The organism is Niveispirillum sp. GW835-FHT14G11, assembly GCF_058793615.1.
Map to the genome: position 1 here is coordinate 62,506 of NZ_JBXAFZ010000011.1, position 19,009 is coordinate 81,514.

The 19,009-nt window shown below is 64.3% G+C and carries 21 protein-coding genes; 12 read left to right on the forward strand and 9 right to left on the reverse strand.

Translation table 11 applies throughout. From position 1 onward, the window contains the following. Positions 1-29 precede the first annotated feature (29 nt). The 7 genes from AC1Q7F_RS20125 (at position 30) to AC1Q7F_RS20155 (ending at position 4,048) form a co-directional block, all read left to right on the forward strand. A complete protein-coding gene (locus tag AC1Q7F_RS20125; protein ID WP_492510166.1) occupies positions 30-341 on the forward strand; it encodes an ArsR/SmtB family transcription factor in 312 nt (103 codons plus the stop codon). Positions 342-381: 40 nt separating this feature from the next. Next, positions 382-555 carry a hypothetical protein gene (locus tag AC1Q7F_RS20130; protein WP_492510168.1) on the forward strand — a complete coding sequence of 58 codons (174 nt, stop codon included), beginning with the start codon at positions 382-384 and terminating at the stop codon, positions 553-555. Between the two features lie 363 nt (positions 556-918). Beyond that, complete coding sequence (locus AC1Q7F_RS20135) at positions 919-1,146, forward strand: hypothetical protein (protein WP_492510170.1); 228 nt, start codon at positions 919-921, stop codon at positions 1,144-1,146. 124 nt (positions 1,147-1,270) lie between these two features. After that, positions 1,271-1,936 (forward strand): ABC transporter ATP-binding protein, encoded by a 666-nt coding sequence (locus AC1Q7F_RS20140; protein ID WP_492510172.1) that lies wholly within the window; start codon positions 1,271-1,273, stop codon positions 1,934-1,936. Beyond that, entirely contained in the window at positions 1,933-3,225 is a 1,293-nt protein-coding gene (locus tag AC1Q7F_RS20145; RefSeq protein WP_492510174.1) for an FtsX-like permease family protein, read from the forward strand. Before AC1Q7F_RS20140 ends, AC1Q7F_RS20145 begins: the two co-directional genes overlap by 4 nt. Positions 3,226-3,228: 3 nt before the next feature. Further along, positions 3,229-3,732: a DUF3299 domain-containing protein gene (locus tag AC1Q7F_RS20150; protein ID WP_492510176.1), complete on the forward strand. Its 504-nt coding sequence runs from the start codon at positions 3,229-3,231 to the stop codon at positions 3,730-3,732. Continuing rightward, positions 3,713-4,048, forward strand: coding sequence for a hypothetical protein (locus AC1Q7F_RS20155; RefSeq protein ID WP_492510178.1), 336 nt, complete (start codon positions 3,713-3,715; stop codon positions 4,046-4,048). The genes AC1Q7F_RS20150 and AC1Q7F_RS20155 overlap by 20 nt, the downstream gene beginning before the upstream one ends. Before the next feature lie 7 nt (positions 4,049-4,055). Here the strand turns inward: AC1Q7F_RS20155 and AC1Q7F_RS20160 are convergent, their stop codons facing one another. From AC1Q7F_RS20160 to AC1Q7F_RS20185, 6 genes are all read right to left on the reverse strand, one after another. Next, on the reverse strand, positions 4,056-4,700 hold the full coding sequence (locus AC1Q7F_RS20160) for a DUF1826 domain-containing protein (protein WP_492510180.1): 645 nt from the start codon (positions 4,698-4,700) through the stop codon (positions 4,056-4,058). A gap of 1 nt (position 4,701) precedes the next feature. Beyond that, the gene (gene zigA / locus AC1Q7F_RS20165; RefSeq protein WP_492510182.1) at positions 4,702-5,919 is read right to left on the reverse strand and encodes a zinc metallochaperone GTPase ZigA; all 1,218 of its coding nucleotides are present in this window, start codon (positions 5,917-5,919) and stop codon (positions 4,702-4,704) included. Between the two features lie 103 nt (positions 5,920-6,022). Then, on the reverse strand, positions 6,023-6,736 hold the full coding sequence (locus AC1Q7F_RS20170) for an ABC transporter ATP-binding protein (RefSeq protein ID WP_492510184.1): 714 nt from the start codon (positions 6,734-6,736) through the stop codon (positions 6,023-6,025). Positions 6,737-6,746: 10 nt separating this feature from the next. Beyond that, on the reverse strand, positions 6,747-8,138 hold the full coding sequence (locus tag AC1Q7F_RS20175) for an ABC transporter permease subunit (protein ID WP_492510186.1): 1,392 nt from the start codon (positions 8,136-8,138) through the stop codon (positions 6,747-6,749). Next, positions 8,135-9,553, reverse strand: coding sequence for a DUF3526 domain-containing protein (locus AC1Q7F_RS20180; RefSeq protein WP_492510188.1), 1,419 nt, complete (start codon positions 9,551-9,553; stop codon positions 8,135-8,137). Before AC1Q7F_RS20180 ends, AC1Q7F_RS20175 begins: the two co-directional genes overlap by 4 nt. Further along, on the reverse strand, positions 9,553-10,140 hold the full coding sequence (locus tag AC1Q7F_RS20185; protein ID WP_492510190.1) for a TonB-dependent receptor domain-containing protein: 588 nt from the start codon (positions 10,138-10,140) through the stop codon (positions 9,553-9,555). The genes AC1Q7F_RS20180 and AC1Q7F_RS20185 overlap by 1 nt, the downstream gene beginning before the upstream one ends. Here AC1Q7F_RS20185 and AC1Q7F_RS20190 point away from each other — a divergent pair. From AC1Q7F_RS20190 to AC1Q7F_RS20200, 3 genes are all read left to right on the forward strand, one after another. Beyond that, positions 10,124-12,031: an nSTAND1 domain-containing NTPase gene (locus AC1Q7F_RS20190; protein WP_492510192.1), complete on the forward strand. Its 1,908-nt coding sequence runs from the start codon at positions 10,124-10,126 to the stop codon at positions 12,029-12,031. The two genes, AC1Q7F_RS20185 and AC1Q7F_RS20190, sit on opposite strands and share 17 nt — an antisense overlap. 5 nt (positions 12,032-12,036) lie before the next feature. Then, positions 12,037-12,507, forward strand: coding sequence for a hypothetical protein (locus tag AC1Q7F_RS20195; RefSeq protein WP_492510194.1), 471 nt, complete (start codon positions 12,037-12,039; stop codon positions 12,505-12,507). A 488-nt stretch (positions 12,508-12,995) separates the two neighbouring features. Continuing rightward, positions 12,996-13,436, forward strand: a complete 441-nt coding sequence (locus AC1Q7F_RS20200) for a response regulator transcription factor (RefSeq protein ID WP_492510196.1) — start codon at positions 12,996-12,998, stop codon at positions 13,434-13,436. 205 nt (positions 13,437-13,641) lie between these two features. Here AC1Q7F_RS20200 and AC1Q7F_RS20205 read toward each other — a convergent pair whose 3' ends face one another. Together AC1Q7F_RS20205 and AC1Q7F_RS20210 are read right to left on the reverse strand one after the other, a co-directional pair. After that, the gene (locus AC1Q7F_RS20205; protein ID WP_492510198.1) at positions 13,642-14,874 is read right to left on the reverse strand and encodes an NAD(P)/FAD-dependent oxidoreductase; all 1,233 of its coding nucleotides are present in this window, start codon (positions 14,872-14,874) and stop codon (positions 13,642-13,644) included. A gap of 337 nt (positions 14,875-15,211) precedes the next feature. After that, on the reverse strand, positions 15,212-16,066 hold the full coding sequence (locus AC1Q7F_RS20210; RefSeq protein WP_492510200.1) for an IclR family transcriptional regulator: 855 nt from the start codon (positions 16,064-16,066) through the stop codon (positions 15,212-15,214). A 138-nt stretch (positions 16,067-16,204) separates the two neighbouring features. Between AC1Q7F_RS20210 and AC1Q7F_RS20215 the strand changes: the two genes are divergently transcribed. Continuing rightward, a complete protein-coding gene (locus tag AC1Q7F_RS20215; RefSeq protein WP_492510202.1) occupies positions 16,205-17,488 on the forward strand; it encodes a Rieske 2Fe-2S domain-containing protein in 1,284 nt (427 codons plus the stop codon). On the opposite strand, the gene AC1Q7F_RS20220 is transcribed toward AC1Q7F_RS20215, so the two are convergent. Beyond that, on the reverse strand, positions 17,485-17,934 hold the full coding sequence (locus AC1Q7F_RS20220; protein ID WP_492510204.1) for a MarR family winged helix-turn-helix transcriptional regulator: 450 nt from the start codon (positions 17,932-17,934) through the stop codon (positions 17,485-17,487). The genes AC1Q7F_RS20215 and AC1Q7F_RS20220 overlap by 4 nt on opposite strands. A 109-nt stretch (positions 17,935-18,043) precedes the next feature. On the opposite strand from AC1Q7F_RS20220, the gene AC1Q7F_RS20225 reads away from it, so the two are divergent. Then, positions 18,044-19,006, forward strand: coding sequence for a fumarylacetoacetate hydrolase family protein (locus AC1Q7F_RS20225; RefSeq protein WP_492510206.1), 963 nt, complete (start codon positions 18,044-18,046; stop codon positions 19,004-19,006). Positions 19,007-19,009 lie beyond the last annotated feature (3 nt).

Here is a 19,009-nt window from a genome sequence, read left to right on the forward strand (position 1 = left end):
ATTTTCCCTTTTATCCCAGGGGAATGAACATGCAGGACATGCAAGCCAATGCCGACCGTGCGGTCGATCTGTTAAAGGCGCTGGGCAATCGCTCGCGCCTGATGATCCTGTGCCAGTTGATCCAGGGCGAACGGTCCGTGGGCGACCTGGCGCAGCGCATCGCCATGCGCGACACGGCCGTCTCACAGCAATTGACCCTGCTGCGCAAGGACGGCCTTGTCCGCGCCCGACGCGACGGCCAGACCATCTATTACACGCTTTCCAGCGAAGAGGCGGCGCGTGTCATCCGCACGCTGTATGAGATTTATTGTCCCGACGACGCGGACGAGGACTGTTCCTGATCGTGCCCCGGCCGGATCGATAATCGCGGCTGGCGGCGGGTTGTCGTTCCAGGCGGTGCGGCGGCATCTGACCGACCCGCGCCGGGTGGTGCTGATGGTGGTGGCCGGCCCGCTGGCTGAACAGGTGTTGATTTCCACTTTGCGTGATGGCTTCGCGCTTGGCGATGACCCTGGGGGTCGGCACTTCACTGCGGGGGCGAAGGTCCGGTTTTAGTCGGTCAGGTTGGGTCTTGTTGGCCTGTTGACGAAGTGCCGCATATTCAACGTGATACCATGCAAGTCCGCAGAACCCATCCAAAATTAAGCCGCTGATTCTCAATATGAATCAGCGGCTTTTGTGTGTGGACACTACTTGGAATTTTACTGGGGATGAGTGGGCCCCAGTGCCTTCTCCGACGCGGCTGAGCGGATTGATCCCTCTTGATCACGCGCCTGTTTGATCATAAATGTTATAACATCACATTATGATCGTGATTGACTGATGCCCCTAAACGATACGATCCACGGCGCATGTTCCTGGCGGTCCGCCCGTCAGGCTGTTCGTCATCACGCCTTCCATACCGGATTTGTCGAAGCCATGTCGGGCAAGCCGTTCGACTATGCCGCTCTGGATGCGATGACCGAATATGAACAGCACCGGTACGAGAATGGCCGGGAGCTGGCCTGGGAATGCCGCCAGGCACAATTGACCATCCGCTGGACACGCCGGGACGCCATTCCCCGTGCGTTGCGCGACTTTATCACCAGCCGCGCCTTGCGGCGACGCGCCGGCCTGCCAAGGACCGATCCCTATCGGGCCCGGTAGGGACCTGACCGTTCGGGCAGGCAGCGCCGGTTCACATGACGGCGAATTCATCGTTCGACAGATGCAAAATATGCATCTGTAATGTTATATCGTATTTGTAACCTTGCTTTGATGCGTGAACGCGATGCTCGCTGCCAATCTGATTGACCTGGATAATGTGGTCCACCGTGCCGGTGGCCATCCCATTTTGCGTGTGGAGCATCTGAGCCTGCCGCCGGGCCGGCACGGCCTGTTATTGGGACCCAGCGGCAGTGGCAAGACGACCTTGCTGCATATGCTGGCGGGCTTGATGATGCCGGACCAGGGAAGCCTGTCGCTGCTGGGCCATGATCTGCGCGCCATTGGCGATGCGGGGCGTGACCGGTTGCGCGCCGATCATGTGGGGATCGTCTTTCAGCAGCTGCACCTGATCGCCGCGGTCAGTGTTGCCGACAATCTGCGCCTGGCCCGGCGGCTGGCCGGGAGTGCACCGGACGAGAAAGGGCTTATGGACCTGCTGGCGCGTGTCGGGTTGGCCGAGCGCGCGCGGGACCTTCCGTCCAACCTGTCACAGGGGGAACGGCAGCGCGTGGCCGTGGCCCGGGCGCTGGTCAACCGCCCGGCGCTGCTGCTGGCGGACGAGCCGACCAGTGCCCTGGACGATGCCAATTGCGATGCCGTGATCGATCTGCTGCTGGAACAGGCGGAATTGAGCGAGGCCACCTTGTTGGTGGCCACCCATGATCGGCGGCTGATGCCCCGATTGCCGGTGTTGCTGGAATTGGCCAAGCCGATGGAGCGGGCGGTATGAACATGCTGGGACTGAGCCTTGCCTATCTGCGCCGCCGGCCCCTGACCACGGGATTGAACCTGCTGCTGCTGGCGCTGGGCGTCGCCTTGATCGCGTTCCTATTGCTGCTGGAACGCGGGTTGGAGAACCGGCTGTCGCGTGACGTCGCCGGCATCGATATGGTGGTGGGGGCCAAGGGCAGCCCGTTGCAACTGGTCTTGTCGGCCGTGCTGCAGGTGGATGTGCCCACGGGCAATGTGCCGCTGGCCGCCGTGGAGGATTTGCGGCGCAATCCCCTGGTCAGGGAGGCCGTGCCCGTCGCCATGGGGGACAGTTTCGGCAGCTACCGCATCCTGGGCACCGAACCGGCCTATATCGACCATTATGGCGGACGGCCGGCTGCAGGCCGGATGTTTGAAGGGCCGATGGAGGCCGTGTTGGGGGCGGAGGTCGCGGCCGCGTCCGGTCTTGGCTTGGACAGCCCCCTGGTCGGCAGCCATGGGCTGACCGTGGGTGGAGAAGCCCATGCCGATACGCCTTACCGCGTGGTCGGAATCCTGGCGCGTACCGGCACGGTGCTGGACCGTCTGGTCCTGACGCCCGTGGCCAGTGTCTGGGCTGTGCATGACCATCACCACCATCATGAAGACAAGGCGGAGGAGACTGCTGACGACCATGTCCATGGCAAAGACCATGATCATGGGGCCGAGGAGGGGCACGACCATGATCACGACCATGACGCCGCTGACGATGCTGTCGATCATGACCGGGAAGTGACGGCGATCCTGGTCCGCTATGCCACCCCGCTGGCCGCCGCCCGTCTGCCGCGCGAGATCAACAGCCAGACCAGCATGCAGGCGGCCAGCCCGGCGGCAGAGATGCTGCGCTTGCGCGCGCTGATGGGGGTCGGGCTGGATGCCATGCGGCTGCTGGGTCTGGTGCTGGTGTTGGCGGCAGGCCTGTCCACCTTCGTAGCGTTGGCCAACGCCTTGCAGGAGCGCCAATATGATCTGGCGGTGATGCGGGCGCTGGGTGCTGGCCGTGGTCGAATCATGGGACAGATTCTGACGGAAGCGATGGTGGTGGCGCTGGGTGGCGCTGTGCTGGGTATTGCCCTGGCCCATGCCGGCGTCGCGGCCCTGTCCGCCCTTTCCGCCCGTGCCCGCGATCTGGGACTGTCGGCGGGGCAATTTGTGGCGGGGGAGGGGTGGTTGTTGTTACTTTCCCTGCTCGTGGCCTTGCTGGCCGCCGCCTTGCCCGCGATCCGGGCCTATCGGACGGATGTCAGCCGGCTTCTGGCGAAGGGATAGTGCATGAAGACCGTGAAGATCGCCCTGCTCCTTGCCGCCATGGCAAGCGCCGTGCCGGCCTTGGCTTTCAAGCAGGTTCAGGATCCGGCTCTGGCCGCCCAGGCGGTGCCGCATGACCCGCGCGCCGTACCGCGCGCCACCTTGGGCTGGGACAAACTGGCTGATACCAAGGAAACGCAAAGGCGGGTCCAGGATGTGGACCGTCCTGTCGCGGTCTTCGGACCGGGGGTGGAGGCGATGGACGGCCAGACCTTCACCGTGGCCGGTTTCTTCCTGCCGCTCGATACGGGGGAGACCAGCCGGTCCTTCCTGCTCTCCTCCCTGGCGCCCACCTGTCCCTTCTGTCCGCCGCCGGGGCCGGCCGACCTGATCCAGGTCAGTGCTGCCGAGCCAGTGACGGCGACACTGGATCAGGTGAAGTTGGAGGGCACCTTGCGCCTGTCGGCGGAGGACGTGAATGGTATCTATTTCCATCTGGAGAACGCCCGTGTCGTGCCGAAATCATAAGGCGCTGATGATTGCCGCCTTCCTGTTGCTGCTGACCGGTCCGGCCCTGGCGCAGGAAAGCTGCGGGAAGCTGTACCAGAACCAGGATTGCGGCACCGCCGAGTATGAAAAGGCTTTGGCCGGCCAGAAGGAAGCTGAGGCCAAGCTGAAACAGCAGGCGGCGCCCGAGGCGCCCGTACCGGGTGGCAGTGCGGAGGCCGATACCAGGAATATGCGCCAACGGGCCTTGGACCTTTACCGGGCCCGCGCCGCCGTCATGGCCAATTCGCTCCAATGCTGCCATCCCGGCGTGGACGGCACGCTTTGGTGCCACTGACACCCGGTCACGGTTCCCAGAGCCGGGGCGACGTGTCAGAGGGCAGGTTCAGGCAGAGCAGGGACCGGACGATTCCCATGCCTGCGATAGGCGGGGAGCGATGGACCACGCCCGTGTCGGGGCCCGCCTGGCTGCCCTTGAACAGGGCGACCGCCCCGTCGGGCAGATCCAGCAGCGGGCCGCGATAGGCGCGCTGGTCGCGCAGTGCCTCCTGTGCATACGCCTGCGGCACGATCTGCGTGGCTGGCCCGCGATAGGTCGTCAACAGGCGCAGACGCACCTGATCGCGGTGGAACTTCCAGCAGGCATCATGCCGTAGCCGGTCCAGCCGGATATCGACGATATCGGTGCCGGCGATGGCGGCAAAGTGCCTGACCGGCATCAGCATATCGTCCAGCAGAGCCCGGCCCAGCACCGTGGCGCCAATCGGCGTTTCAGCCACGATACTGGTCAGTGCAGCCGACACATCCGGCAACCAGACCAGTACCCGTCCCTGTGGCAGATGGGCGGGACAAAGCCCCGCCATCCCGTCCAGCAGGGTGCGCGTGGCCGGTCGCTCCCAGATGGCAAGGCTGACATCCGGCTGCAGGATGGTAGACAGAACGGTTTCATCCGCACCGCTGACCATCGGGTTGATCAAGGCGACCGCCACCTCACGCCTCCCCTTGCCGTTTCCAGCGGGGGAAGGGGTCGGGCAGACGCTTCCAGGCATTGACCTGCATCTCTCGGGCGTTCATGTCGCCGACCAATGCGCTGTCCAGACGACGACGGATCGCCGCCTCGTCCATGCCGGTGCCGATGAACACCAGTTCCTGGCGCCGGTCGCCATAGACCGGGTGCCAGTTCTGGCGGATCGCCTGCCGGTATTCATCACTCTCGGGCCAGCGGTTCTTGGGCACGGCCGCCCACCAGAAACCCATGGCCTCATGTCGGACCAGGGCACCTGCCTGGCTGACCTCGCCCACCCAATCGGGACGGGTGGCCAACCAGAAATGCCCTTTGGCGCGGATGACACCGGGCCATTCCTCCTGAAAGAACTGATACAGCTTCTCGGGATGGAAGGGCCGGCGGGCGCGATAGACGAAGGAGAAGACGCCATATTCCTCCGTTTCCGGCTTGTGGTCCTTGAACCCGTGCAGTTCCTTGAACCAGAGCGGGTGTTCCTGCGCCTTCTCATAATCAAAGCGGCCGGTTTCCAGCACCCTGTCCAGAGGCACGCGGCTTTGCGCCGTTTCGATCAGGTCGGCATCTTGGTTCAGCGACCGGATGATCTTGCGCGCCGTATCCGCCTGTTCCGGGGTGGCGGTATCGAGCTTGTTCAGCAAGTTGACATCGGCGAACTCGATCTGATCGACCAGCAGATCGACCAGGGTGCGATTGTCATCATCGCCCCAGGATTCCCCCCGGTCGCGCAGGAAATCGGTGGAGGCATAGTCGCGCAGCAGGTTCACGGCATCCACCACCGTCACCATCGTGTCCAGCCGCGCCACATCCGACAGGCTTTGCCCTTCCTCGTCGCGGAAGTCGAAAGTGGCGGCGATGGGCAGGGGTTCGGCGATGCCGGTACTTTCGATCAGCAGGTAATCGAACCGCCCGGCCGCTGCCAGCCGCCGCACCTCCTGCAACAGGTCGTCGCGCAGGGTGCAGCAGATGCAGCCATTGCTCATCTCGACCAGCTTCTCATCCGTGCGCGACAGGTCGCTGCCGCCGGCGCGGATCAGGTCGGCATCGATATTTACCTCGCTCATGTCATTCACGATGACGGCGACGCGCCGGCCCTCGCGATTGTTCAGGACATGGTTCAACAAGGTGGTCTTGCCGGCACCCAGGAAGCCGGACAGGACGGTGACGGGTAGGCGGGCATCGGGCATGGGGCGCATCTTGAGTTGGAGGTTATCCATCAATAAGTAATGTTATAACGTTACTTATTGATGGATAACTGCAAGCTCCGACTTCCGCCGCCGGGGCCGGGAATCAGGCATCCTCCACCGCCATTTCCTCTAGATAAAGTGCTTCCAAATCCTGGGTGGTCACCGAGGATGCGGCCAGCGTGCGGCGCAGCCGGCCCGCGCGCATCAGGCCGATGGAGGTGCCGACCTCCCGCGCGCGGAACAGGTCGTGGGTGGCCATCAGGATGGCGGCACCGCGGTCACGCTGGCGGTTCAGCAAGTCATGGAATTCGGCCGATGCCTTGGGGTCGAGGCCGGATGTCGGCTCGTCCAGCAGCAGGGCGTTGGCTTCCTTGGCGAGCGCCAGCGCGATGCCCACCTTCTGCCGCATGCCCTTGGAATAGCCCACGACCCGCTGATCAAAGGCCGCCTGCTGCAACCCCGCTTCTGCCAGACATTGCCGCAATCGGGCCGGCGACCGATCGGGCACCTGGCAGAGGCTGGCGAAATAGGCCAGGTTTTCCATCCCCGTCAACTCGTCATAGAGGGCGACCATTTCCGGGATATAGAGCATGCGACCGCGCGCGGCACGCGGGTCGCGGGCTACGTCGATGCCATCCACGGTGGCCGCACCCGCCGTCGGGTGCAACAGCCCCAGGAACAGCTTGATGGTGGTCGATTTGCCGGCGCCATTGGCGCCCAGCAGACAGTAAATCTCCCCCGGCTGCACGTTCAGGTGAAGGTCGTCCAGCGCGGTATGGGCGCCATACTGTTTGGAAAGACCGGTTGCGGTCAGCATGGATCGGGTCCTAAAGGTCGGTGGCGGCGCGGCGGCCGAGAATGATGGCAGCACCCAGCAGCAGGCAGGCGGCCAGAAGGGCTGTAAGATCGGCCAGCATCTTTGCCTGGAACGGGCCTGCCGCAGGCTCCTGAAAGTGGAATTTCGGAACAAGATCATAATCTTGCGACGTCATCAGCAGATCGCGGTCCAGCCGGTCGGCCAGCCAGCGCTCCAACTCCTCCTTGAATTCCATGGCCTGCTGCTGGAAGGACAGGGCGCGGTCGGCATCGGAACCAGCGATGCGGTCCAGGGCATCCTGTGCCGCCACGGCCGGCAGAAACAGGCGTAACCCGTTCAGGATGGCGTGGCGGCGGGCCAGCGCGTCGCCATAGGCTGTGACCATGGGCGCCAGTTTCGCATCCTCCACCGCGCGTTCGGCCATGAAGATGCGGATACGGTCGGGGATGTTGGGGGCCGGTGTGCGGATCACCTCCGGCCCCTGCGCTTCCCGCGCCAGCCGCTGGTCGCGGCGGATGGTCAGGCTTGCGGCCCGGTAGTCATTGGCGAACTGCAACTGGGACGGCGCGGGCGCAAGGATGTCGGCAGTGGCCAGCGCCAGGGCCGGCCCCAGCACGACGATCAGCAGCCATACCGCCCCGCCCGCCAAGGCGGCATCGGTGGAGCGTCTGGCGAAGACATTGATCAATGTGGCCAGAAGGATCCAGAACAGGCCATAGGCACCAACGGTCAGGGCCGTGGCGATCAGCCCGCCCGGATCATCGGCCCCCACCAGCAGCAGGGCTCCCAAGGTCACGATAATGGTGGGTGGCAACAGCGCCAGGGCGCGGGCCAGGGCCTTGCCGGCCAAAAGGCTGGTAATGGGTACCGGCTGCGACAGGACCAGGGCGGCCACGCCGCGCTCCCGCTCCCGTGACCACAGGTCAAAGCTGCCGGCCAGCAGCAGCAGCGGCAACATGGCGATGATGACGAAGGCCAGATCGAACCGCCCCGCCGCCCGCACGGTGGGATTGTCCACATCAGCCCGGAAAGCGTCGAACATGGTGATATTCGACAAGGGTTGCGTGCGGGCCGCATAGGGATAGGCCTCCGCCTGACCGATGGACAGCGGCGCCATGCCGCCAGGCACCAGAACGGGGCGGAAGGGGGTCACCTGCGGTGTGGCGAAGAACATGTTGGCGCCGGGCTTCGCCTCGGCCAGTTGCTTGCGTTTCAGGGCGACGATCGTATTGGCCTCATTGGCGACGACCTGCCCGGCCGCGGTGCGGGCATCGGCCCATTCGGCACCACTCCAGGCGCCATAGGCGGCGAACGCCATGAACAGCAGCATCAGCCAGGGCAGGGCCCGGTCACGCCGCATCCGCCGCAACTCATGCCCGATGATGGGGACAAGGGTGCTCATGCCTGGCGCTCCAATCGTGTGGCGGCCCAACGTGCGAAGGCCAGACAGGCGGCCAGCCAGGCGGCGAGGATGGCCAGGCTGGGCGCCTGATCGCGCCAGGCGTCGGCGGTGGTGGCTAGGCGGGGGGAGAAGCGCACACCTTCGGCGATGGCCGACACGTCGGTGCGATAGATGCCGCCATCCTTGGGCTTGTTGCGCCTTATATCGTCGTTCAGCGCCTGGATCAGGGCGAAGCGGTATTCCTCCGCGTCGTGCAGGAACAGGCGGTGGGCGGCGACATCGGTGCCGGCTAGGGCGCGCGACCAGGGGATCATGGCCAGGGTGGGGGACAGGATCGTGAACAGACGCTGCGTTTGATCCTGCCGGTGATATGTCGCGAACAGGGCATCATAGTGGCGGTTATAGGTCTGGCTGGTATTGCCCTCGCCAAACTGCAGCGCCACGCCCTCGAAATTGAAGGGTAGATCCTCGATGCGGGTGACGCCATGCTGCTGCATCAGGTCGACCTTCACGGCGTTCAGGCGCGCATCATAGGGATCATGGCCGCTGACGCCGTTCTTGGCCTCTTCGGTCACGGCATTTTCAAACGCCGGAGCACTGGGCGTGGGGTACAGGCGTTCGGCCGTCGCAGGCGCGATGCGCGGCAGCAGCAGGGTCGTACACGCCCAGAAGCCCAGCAGCACGACCAGGGCCGCCCGTGCCGATGGCAGCAGGGCGGAGATGCTGACGGTCAGGCCGGCATGGACCAGCAGATAGAGCGCATATCCTCCACCCATGGCCAGCAGGGCCAGAAAGGCGTCCGCCGTCGTGCCGATGCTCAGCAAGGCCACGATCCCGGCGGCCACGAAGATCGAAAGCAGCCCCATCGTCGCCATGCCCAGGCCGATGAAGCGGCCGAACAGCAGGGCAGGGCCGCTGGCCCCGGCCCCCAACTCCTGCCGCAGCCTTTCGCGCGCCCGCTCCCCGGAAAAGATAGTGAAGCCGCTGAGGATGATCAGCAGCGGGACCACCACCTGCAAAGCCCAGGCGGGGCTGAAACCGGCGAAGCGGGTGATGGAAGCGCCGCCTTCCATCGGGCGGTCCCGCGCGGGGTTCCTGGCATGCGCCTCCGCCCGGACCGACGATCCCAGGTAGTTGGACAGGCCCGGATCGAAGGCGGCAAGCGGGGAGAGCGGGGCATAGAGATCGCGGCCCGTATGGGCGGCCCCGTGTGGGTTGACAGGGCCCAGCGCGTCCCAGGTCTGCTCATCCGCGACGGCAGCGGCCTGCCGCTCGGCAGTCTGCGCCTGCTGCCGGGCCGCACCCGTGACCAGGCTGGCGACCGCCAGCATCAGCAGCGCCAGACACAGCCAGCGCAGCCTGGTGTCGCGCCGCATCAGCAGCAATTGGTTTCGGGCGATGGCCAGGACCGGCATCAGAACCTCGTCCGCATCGACAGGGTGACGTTCCGGGGATCGCCGAAGGTGTTGTAGGTGTTGGGACCACCGACGCGGGCGTAATAGACCTTGTCGAACAGGTTGTTCACCGAGACGGACAGCGCGGTATTGGCGGTCAGGGCGTAGCCGCCATGCAGGCTGAACACCGCATAGGGCTCCTGCTCGCGCACATCAGCCACGCCGCCGCCCAGCAGCGTGCTTTGCGCCTGCACGCCGATGGCGCCCCAGGCCCGGTCCCAGCCCGGCGCGGTCGGCCGGTACTTGGCGAAGAATTTCAGGCTGTGCTTGGGCTCCCAGGTGTCGAAAGCCTGTCCGACCAGACTGGCCGTGGAATTCTTCAGATATTGGGTCTGGATGAAGGAATAGCCGATGGAAAGATCGAGCCCCGGATAGGGGCGGCCCGTCAGTTCAGCATCCACGCCTTCCACTTCCACCTCACCCAATTGCAGGAAGAAGCCGGGATGGGCCGTGTCGGTGAAGGAGCGGTTGACGTCGCGGGTATTATAGGCGGCCAGCGACGCCATCAGCGCCTCGTCCAGGAAGGCGCCCTTGATCCCGACTTCCATCTGCTTGCCGACGCGCGGGTCCAGCGGGGTGCCGCCGCTGGTGGAGGAACGGCTGTTCGTCAGCGATATCAGTGATCGTGAACCGGTGTTCGGCGTGGCGCACGAGGCGCTGTTGCGGCAATGGCCACGGGCCGTCGCCTGGATTGAGGAGCACCGGCATGCGCTGGCGGCCCGCGCGCGGCTGGAGGCGCAGGCCCAGCAATGGCTGGCGGAAGGGCGCCGCGCCGACCGGCTGCTGCGCCCCGGCCGGCCGCTGGGGGAGGCCCGCGAGCTGCTGGACCATGCCGTGGTGCCGTTGGGCGCGGATATCCAGGCCCTGATCCGCGCATCGATCCGGCAGGCGCGGCGGACGGAGCGGTTTCGCCTTGGCGCCCTGGCCGGTTTCGCCCTGATCGCCCTGGCCGCCATCTTCCTGGGGGTGCGCGCGCGGGAGGCGGAGAAGGCGGCGGCCCTGCGCTTGGCCGAGGCCGAGGATCTGATGGATTACATGCTGGGTGATTTCGCGGAGAAGCTGCGGCCCCTGGGGCGCCTGGACCTGCTGGACGGGGTGGCCCAGAAGGCGATGGGGTACCTGACGGCGGAGGATGCCGGGCGGGTTCCCCACACCCTGCGCGCCCAACAGGCCAAGGCGCTGCTGACCCTGGCGGAGGTGGAACGGGCGCGCGGCCATGCCGAGCCGGCCACCCGCGCCCTGACCCAGGCCGACGCCCTGTTGCGCGCCAGCCTGGCCGAGGGCGGCGATGACCGCGCCCTGTTCAAGAGCCTGGGCGCCATCGCCTTCTGGTTCGGCCAGATCGCCCTGGACCAGGGGCGCCTGGACGCCGCCGGGCGGCATTTCGGCGAATACCGGGATTTCGCCCGGCAACTGTCCGATCTGGACCCCGACGATCCCGATGGCTGGATCGAACTGTCATATGCGCTGAGCAGTGTCGGCAGCCTGCAACTGCGCCGGGGCGAGCTGGATGAGGCGGCGCAGAACTTCGACGCCTCCGTCCTGCTGAAACGTCGGGCTGTTGCACAGCGGCCCGATGACCGGTCCCTGGCCGCCGAACTGGCGGACAGCCTGTCCTGGCAAGCCAATGCGGAGGCACAGCGTGGCCGCTTGACCGAAGCCTGGCATCTGTATGACCAGCAGCGGCAGGTGCTGCTGGAACTGCGGCGTCAGGAACCGGATATCCCGCTCTGGACCTATCGCATCGCCTTGGCCGATCGGCTGCGGGCGGCGCTGTCTGTAGCACTGGGCCGCCCGGATGAGGCACAGGCGGTCCTGGACGATGCCGCGGCGGGGCTGGAGGCCATTCTGCGTCAGGAACTGACCAACCAGCTCTGGCAGGGAATCCGCTTTGATATCCTGCTCTACAGCGCCCGCACCGCCCTTGCTTCGGGCCGGCTGGACGTAGCGAAGGCGACCTTGGCACGGATAGGCGGGGCCATCGATCAGGCATACGCGGTGAGCCCGACCGATGATCTGATGCGCCGCAATCAAATCCAGGCCTCCCTGCTGCGGGCGGGTTTACTGCTGCGCGATGGCCGAGCTGACCTTGCCGATGCCGAGGCTGCCAAGGCGGAAAGCCTTGTCCGCACAAATGAGGCGCCGCAAATCACGGACAAACTCAAGGCGATACTGCTTGCCAACATATTGCTGTTGCGGTCGCAGATCAGCCACCGACAAGGGGCTGACGCTGCCGCCATGCTTGCCTGCCGGGGGGTGATCGATGCGCTGCGTGCCTTCGCGTCCGCCGGCGTGGATTTCCGCGTCCTCGACCCCTGGGTTCGTGCCCATGGATGCATCGAGGACCGGGAACCGGTCGCGACGGCCATCGCCGCGCTGCAGCGGATGGGCTATCGCGATCCGGACTATGTCCAGTTCAACACATCATGGAAGGAATAGGGAACATGACACAGGAAAAGACAGGCCAGCCATTGGTCGTTCAAGTTCATATCGATGTGGCGCTGACGGAACTGCCGCCCAGCAATACGACGGATCAGCAGAAGATCGGCAAGCTGACGTGGTATTACAATGGCCTGTGCGGCAAGCAGCTGGAACTGCGTGTGCCCAGCGGGCATCAAGGCATTGAATTCCGTCTGTCTGCGGAATCAGCCCGGCAATTCATTTTCAAGGACCCGACCATCACCCGGAACAAGCGGGCCGGGACCGAGGAATATCCCGACCTGAATGGCGAGTTTGACCGCCAGGATGGTCATGTCCTCATCACCGACCTGATGATCAATACCGCCCATGCCAAGGTTGGGAAAATCGAGCTGGCGGTTGATCTGCGTCCCGATGCTCTATTGGACGGGGTTCTGTACGATCCCGATACGTTCAGATCCGATCCGCAGGTGACGAATACCGGCAGCAACACCTGATCCTGGCCGGAACTATAGCGATTGAACCGGGGTGGGCATCATTGCCCACCCCGCCGATTTTTCCCGGCACAATGGGGCGGACCCCATGCGTCCAACCGATCAACGCGGGGTGCAATTTATGGGTTGAAAACATGTGTTATTGAGCTAATATTTTAAACGCATGATGATCATATGGAGTAAAAAACATGTTCTTCTGGGGTGAATTGCTCTCCATATTCGGGATCAGCTTCGTATCGCTGGTCCCTGAGGTCACGAACACCGGCAGCAATAACTGATCCTGGTGATCCTGTGGCGAGGGCGGCGGGGTGGGCATCTGTGCCGCCCCGCCATCATCGCCACAGCGAGGGCTGCGAGAAATTTATTAAGCCATAACAGTGACTTGATTTACGGAAGAAGATCAGAAGAAAACATTCTTCCGATTGCTGGCAGGGTTTGGCCGCCGCTGATGGGACGCATCGGGGGCCGGAATCCATGAAAGGCCAGCCGCCATGTCGAACTTCACCACACGCGAATTTCAGGTCCTGGACCTGACCGGCCAGGGCTTGGCGTGCATGCAGATTGCCGACCGGCTGGGCGTGTCGGAACTGACCATCCGCAAACATCGTTCCAGCATCATGCGCAAGGCCGGGCTGCAATCCACGGCCAGCCTTATTGCCTTTGCCCGTGAGGCGGCCACCCCTGCCGGGGAAGCCCCGGCAGCCGACCCGCTGGACTGGACCCGGCTGCGCCCGCGCGAGGCCGAAATCATCCGCCATGTCATCGCCGGCCGGACCAGCAAGGAAATCGCGCGGCTTCTGGATATCAGCCCGCTTACCGTGCGCAAGCACCGTGAGCGCACGCGTGACAAGCTGGGGGTGCATTCGCTTAGCGAACTAATCACACGGGGGCATGTCGCTGTGGCGGCCTCTGGGCGTTTGATGCCGGACTGAAATTCTTCACCGACCGCGAAGGCGGGTGGAACATGTCAGCGCCGACAATATGGAGCCGGTCCGCGGCTATATCGCCGATTGGGTGGCGGACCGGTTTGCGGAAATGGCGACATGAGGCAACGGCAGAAAATGGCCTACGCTAAGTGTCATCGTCCGCGATGGGGTGCGGACGGCGTCAGCGAGGATGCCAATGTGTCGCCACGCTTCACCCGGCGTTGGCAAGGTCCTTCAGCGCGATGTCCGCATTGGCGATCAGCGCGCGGTCGATCCGGGCGCGGGCTTCCACCAGTTTGCGGCCCTGGACATAGTCGCGGGTCATGTTCACGCAATCCAGCGCCGCCACCTGTCCGTTGCGGAAATAGACGACGGAGAAGCTGCGCGTGGCCGGGTCGCCGCGGACCACCAGATCATCATGGCCGGTGGAGAGACCCATGGTCTGCAGACGCAGATCATACTGGTTCGACCAGAACCAGGGGGTGGCGGCATAAGGTACGGGCGTGCCCAGGATGGATTTGACCGCGGTGGCGGCCTGATCATTGGCGTTCTGGACCGATTCCAGCCGGATGCGTTGTCCGTCCAGATGGCTGTTGCCATGCGCGGCACAGTCGCCGATGGCATAGATGTCGGGCAGCGAGGTCCGGCAGAAGGCATCGACATCGACGCCGTTGGTTCCGACCGCGCCCGCCGCCATCAAGGGCTCCACCGCCGGCACGATCCCGATCCCGACGATCACCAATTGGCAGGGGATGATCTCGCCATCGGCCATCCGGGCGCCCGTGACGTGCCCGTTTTCGCCGACGAAATGATCCAACTGGGCATTCAGGCGGATATCGACACCATGGGCCCGGTGCTCGGCCTCATAGAAACGGGACAGGGGCTCACCCGCGACACGCGCCAGCACACGGGGCAGGGCTTCCAGCACCGTCACCTTCTTGCCGGCCTTGGACAGCATGGCGGCGGCCTCAAGCCCGATATAGCCACCACCCACGATAACGGCGGCCCCGATATCCCCGAGTGCCGCCTTTATCGCATCAGCATCAGCCTTGGTCCGTACCGTCATGACGCCGGCCAGATCATGCCCCGCGCAGGTCAGTCGGCGCGGTTTGCCACCCGTTGCCCAGATCAGATGCCCATAGCCGATGGCTTCCCCGTTAGCGGTTACTGTATGGGCGCCCGCATCGACGGCCGTTACGCGCAGGCCGGTCAACAGATCGATGCCGCGCTCGGCCCAGAAGGCCTCCGGCCGCAACAGGATGCGCGCAAAGCTCCGTTCCCCCGACAGATATTCCTTCGACAGGGGCGGGCGTTCATAAGGCGGTTCAGGTTCATCCCCGATGATGGCGACGCTGCCCGTGAAGCCGTTCTGGCGCAGCAATGAAGCCGCTTGGGCCCCACCATGGCCTCCACCGACGATCACAACATCAAAGGCGCGGTCCATCCTTAATCCTCCGGACAATGGTCACCTTGGCCACCCGCCGGGCCTTTTCGAGGCCGGTACGCGACGGAAAGGGGCGCAGTTTGGCGGGCGGTCACCGGCCTTGTCCAGAAATTGCGCCTCCTTGCCGATGCATGGGAGGCAGAAGCGATGACCATCGGCCGGCTACACGCGTCTTGCATCCGCGGTATATCAGCCGGAACGATCACGGCCCCGCCATCTGGGGGGCCAGTGCCAGCAGGATCAGCAACCGCCCGCGTGTGCCCCGTCGTTACGCGGCAATCCGCGTCAACGGACCCGGCATGGGGCGGATGGCCCCGATGACGCGCCGCGCGGCGATTCAGCCGTGGTCGTGTCCAGCAAGGGGAAGTTTGGCACGGGCGTTTTGGGGAAAGCGCATTTTCGACCCCAGCTGGTAGCTGGCCTCCTGGCAGCGTTGCAGTAACGCGTCGATCAAGGCCGGCGGCGGTGTCGGGCCGGCCAGTTCCTCGCTGGGCATGATCAGGGCGATGATGGCGACCAGAGCTTCGTCCTGGCCGAAGACGGGGGCGGCGATGGCGCCATAGCCGACATTGTACTTGTTGCTGTCCCAGCAATAATAGAGGCGATGGATGTCCGCGATCTGGCGGGTGAAAATCTCCTCATTCTCCACTCGGAAATCCGGCTCCCGCTGTTTCAGGTGGGCCAGCATCTCACGGCGCCATTCGCGCGGCTGGAACGCATAGGCGATGCGGGCTGTGGGCGAATGCGGCAGGGACAGGACCAGCCCGACGCTGACATCGATGCGGATGGCCGTGGTGGCCGGCAGGCATTTGGCGACAATGGCGTCGCCGCCGGCTGGCGCACACAACAGTACCGTCCGCCCCGTTTCGCGGTTGAGCGCCTGAAGCACCGGGTCCAACAGGGCCGACAGGTTCTGCCGGCCGGCCCCGATCTGCCCCCAGCGGACAACGCGCCAGCCCAGCTTGAACCCCCGCCCCTGTGCCAGGCGCGAGACCAGCCCCAGCGCCTCCAGGTTCGCCATATGGCGCGACACCCGCGATTTGGTCATGCCCAGCGCATCGGCGATCTGCTGTACGCCCTGCGGCTGTTCCGCTTCGGCCAGGAAATCGATGATGGCCGAAGCCGTCGCCACGGCTTCGATCTTGGGTGGAGCGGATTGCGGGGCGCGTCGGCGCGGGTCACGGTCGATCATGACGAAAGCCTATCCAGCAGTTGCGGCCACTGCAACAGCGGCCGGTGCCATGTTGCGGCTGGCAGTACGCGGAGCCTAGGGTCCAACCATCTGCCCGGGCACCTGTTGGCAAGCAAAACCGGCGAGAGAGGCGATAACATGGTCAGTGCCGCAACGAATGAACGTCTGGTCCGGGTCGGTCCCGGCACCCCCATGGGCGCGTTGCTGCGCCGCTACTGGCATCCCGTGGCGGCCATGTCGGAACTGGAGGATAATCCCATCAAGCCTTTGCGGTTGCTGGGCGAGGATCTTGTCCTGTTCCGCAATGCCGATGGCAGCCACGGGTTGGTCGATCGCCATTGCCCGCACCGGGGGGCCGACATGTCGTATGGCATCCTGGAGGAAGACGGTCTACGCTGTTCCTACCACGGCTGGTGCTTTGGCAAGTCCGGCCAGTGCACGGAACAGCCGTTCGAGGATATCGCCAATCCCCGTGCCCGTTTCCGCGACAAGATCCGCATCAAGGCCTACAAGGTGGAAAAGCGCGCCGGGATGCTCTGGGCCTATCTGGGGCCGGAGCCGGCCCCCTTGGTGCCCAACTGGGAACCCTTCACCTGGGAGAACGGCTTCACCCAGGTGGTGTTCGCCGACATCCCCTGCAACTGGTTCCAGTGCCAGGAGAATAGCTGCGATCCCGTGCATTTCGAATGGATGCACCGCAACTGGTCCTCGCGCCTGTTCGGCAATGGCTCCTACGGCCCCACGCATCTGGAACTGAAATTCGATGAGTTCGAATTCGGCCATATCTATCGCCGGGTGCGCGAGGATACGGATAAGGACAATCAGCATTGGACAGTGGGTGCCACAGCCCTGTGGCCCAACGCCTTCTTCCTGGGTGACCATATCGAATGGCGCGTGCCGGTGGATGACGAGACCACCCTGTCCGTCACCTGGATGTTCCACCGCGTGCCCAAGGACCGCGAACCCTTTGTCCAGAAACGCGTGCCCTGGTGGAAGGGGCCGATCAAGGAGGCGGATGGCCGTTGGATTGTCTCCCACGTCATGAACCAGGATATCGTGGCCTGGGTGGGGCAGGGCACCATCGCCGACCGCACGGCCGAACATCTGGGGCAGAGCGATCTGGGCATCATCATGATGCGCCGCTGTTTCGAGCGGAACATGAAGCTGGTGGAGGAAGGGCAGGAGCCGATGGGCCTGGTGCGTGATCCGGAACGCAACCGCTGCATCGAACTGCCCATCAAGCACCGCGAACTGTTCACCCAGTCCATGACGCTGGAGGAGAGCCGCGCCTTGTCGCGCAAGCTGGCCTACAACCTGAACCAACCGCATTACCAGCATCAGACGGGCCAGCCCGAAGCGGTGAAGCGCGAATACCAGATTGCCATGGGCATGATCGCCGAGGATGCAACGGAGACGCTTTAATCCAACCGGTCGAGATGCGCCTGGATACGGTCGAGGATGTCATGGAACAGGGCCAACTCACCGGCGGACATCAGGGAAGCGATCATGGCGTTTTCGTCCGCCCGCATGGGCAGGATGTCGTCATGGATTTCCTTGCCTGCCGCCGTCAGTTCGAAATGGATGGTGCGGCGGTCCGCCGGGTCGGGCAGGGCGCTGACCAGCCCCTTGTCCAGCAAGGTGGCGGTGGCGCGGCTGATCTGGCCCTTGTCGGAGCAGGTGCGGGCGGAAATGGCCTGCACGCTGGTGGCCCGGCCGGCCGCGATCTGCGCCAGGGCCCGCCATTCAGCCAGGGTCAGGGCATGCTTTTCCGTGAAATATCGCGTGGATCGCCGGTTGATCAGCCGCGAAACGATGGACAGCCGGTAGGACAGGAAGGTTTCGATATCCGCGGGTTCGGGGCTCGTCATGGCTCTGCTGTCGTGGCTGGGTGGTTCCGCAAGGGCTTACTGCGCCCATGTGGTTGATAAGTCAACAATGTATCGGTGGCGAGGCTGCCGGCGAATGGAGGGTCAAGGCATGAAACTGGGCACGATCCGGCTGAATGGAAAGCCGCAGGTGATCGCACGTGTATCGGATGACAAGGGCGTGGCACTGCCCTTCACCTGGATGGAAGATCTGATCCTGGCCGGGGACGCAGGGCTGGACACGGCGGCCGATGCCATCGCCAAGGCTGTCGCCGGCGGCCTTCCCGTCATCGACCTGACGCAGGCCGACTGGATGGCACCCAACCCGCGCCCTTCGAAGATCCTGGGCTGTGCGGTCAATAACAACAATCTGAACAGCAAGGCCTATAAGCCGATGACGGCCCCGATGTTCTTCATCAAGGGCCGCAATGCCCTGACGGGCCACAACAAGACCATCGACATCCTGAAGGAACATGGCCAATCGATTCCGGAACCGGAACCCGTGATCGTGTTCGGCAAGGTAGCCAAGAATATCGAACCGGAGGAGGCGCTGGATTACGTGTTTGGCTATACGTTGACCAACGACGTTACGGCCAGCGGCGTGAAGTTCAGCCAGGACGCCATCGCCCTGAAGCAGACGCCCGATCTGGTGAAGCCCCACCATCTGGCCTGGCGCGAAACGTTCGGGCCGGAGGACACCTATCTCTACTTCATCTACCACGCCAAGTCGAAGGCGGCCGACACGTTCGCGGCCATGGGTCCCTGGCTGACCACCAAGGACGAAATCAAGGACCCGAACAAGCTGTCGGTGCGCGGCTATATCGATGGGGAATGCTATACCGACGACAGCACGGCCAATTACTTCTTCCCCATTGAGCGGGTGATCGCCGAGGCGTCGAAATGGTTCACCATGGAACCGGGCGACTGTATCCATCCCGGTACGGCCTCCAAGGGCACGGCAAAGCACCCCAAGGGCAATGTCGGCACCTATCTGGGCCTCTATGATGGCAAGCTGACCGATGTGGAGATCGAAGGGCTGGGCCGCCTGACCAACCGCGTCAACCTGGTGAAGTGAGGG

Excerpts from the sequence above, each read along its gene's own strand:
- AC1Q7F_RS20125 (WP_492510166.1), top strand. The coding sequence starts at position 30 with ATGCAGGACATGCAAGCCAATGCCGACCGTGCGGTCGATCTGTTAAAG.
- AC1Q7F_RS20135 (WP_492510170.1), top strand. The coding sequence starts at position 919 with ATGTCGGGCAAGCCGTTCGACTATGCCGCTCTGGATGCGATGACCGAA.
- AC1Q7F_RS20140 (WP_492510172.1), top strand. The coding sequence starts at position 1,271 with ATGCTCGCTGCCAATCTGATTGACCTGGATAATGTGGTCCACCGTGCC.
- AC1Q7F_RS20145 (WP_492510174.1), top strand. The coding sequence starts at position 1,933 with ATGAACATGCTGGGACTGAGCCTTGCCTATCTGCGCCGCCGGCCCCTG.
- AC1Q7F_RS20150 (WP_492510176.1), top strand. The coding sequence starts at position 3,229 with ATGAAGACCGTGAAGATCGCCCTGCTCCTTGCCGCCATGGCAAGCGCC.
- zigA (WP_492510182.1), bottom strand. The coding sequence starts at position 5,919 with ATGCCCGATGCCCGCCTACCCGTCACCGTCCTGTCCGGCTTCCTGGGT.
- AC1Q7F_RS20170 (WP_492510184.1), bottom strand. The coding sequence starts at position 6,736 with ATGCTGACCGCAACCGGTCTTTCCAAACAGTATGGCGCCCATACCGCG.
- AC1Q7F_RS20175 (WP_492510186.1), bottom strand. The coding sequence starts at position 8,138 with ATGAGCACCCTTGTCCCCATCATCGGGCATGAGTTGCGGCGGATGCGG.
- AC1Q7F_RS20180 (WP_492510188.1), bottom strand. The coding sequence starts at position 9,553 with ATGCCGGTCCTGGCCATCGCCCGAAACCAATTGCTGCTGATGCGGCGC.
- AC1Q7F_RS20185 (WP_492510190.1), bottom strand. The coding sequence starts at position 10,140 with ATGGAAGTCGGGATCAAGGGCGCCTTCCTGGACGAGGCGCTGATGGCG.
- AC1Q7F_RS20195 (WP_492510194.1), top strand. The coding sequence starts at position 12,037 with ATGACACAGGAAAAGACAGGCCAGCCATTGGTCGTTCAAGTTCATATC.
- AC1Q7F_RS20200 (WP_492510196.1), top strand. The coding sequence starts at position 12,996 with ATGTCGAACTTCACCACACGCGAATTTCAGGTCCTGGACCTGACCGGC.
- AC1Q7F_RS20205 (WP_492510198.1), bottom strand. The coding sequence starts at position 14,874 with ATGGACCGCGCCTTTGATGTTGTGATCGTCGGTGGAGGCCATGGTGGG.
- AC1Q7F_RS20210 (WP_492510200.1), bottom strand. The coding sequence starts at position 16,066 with ATGATCGACCGTGACCCGCGCCGACGCGCCCCGCAATCCGCTCCACCC.
- AC1Q7F_RS20215 (WP_492510202.1), top strand. The coding sequence starts at position 16,205 with ATGGTCAGTGCCGCAACGAATGAACGTCTGGTCCGGGTCGGTCCCGGC.
- AC1Q7F_RS20220 (WP_492510204.1), bottom strand. The coding sequence starts at position 17,934 with ATGACGAGCCCCGAACCCGCGGATATCGAAACCTTCCTGTCCTACCGG.
- AC1Q7F_RS20225 (WP_492510206.1), top strand. The coding sequence starts at position 18,044 with ATGAAACTGGGCACGATCCGGCTGAATGGAAAGCCGCAGGTGATCGCA.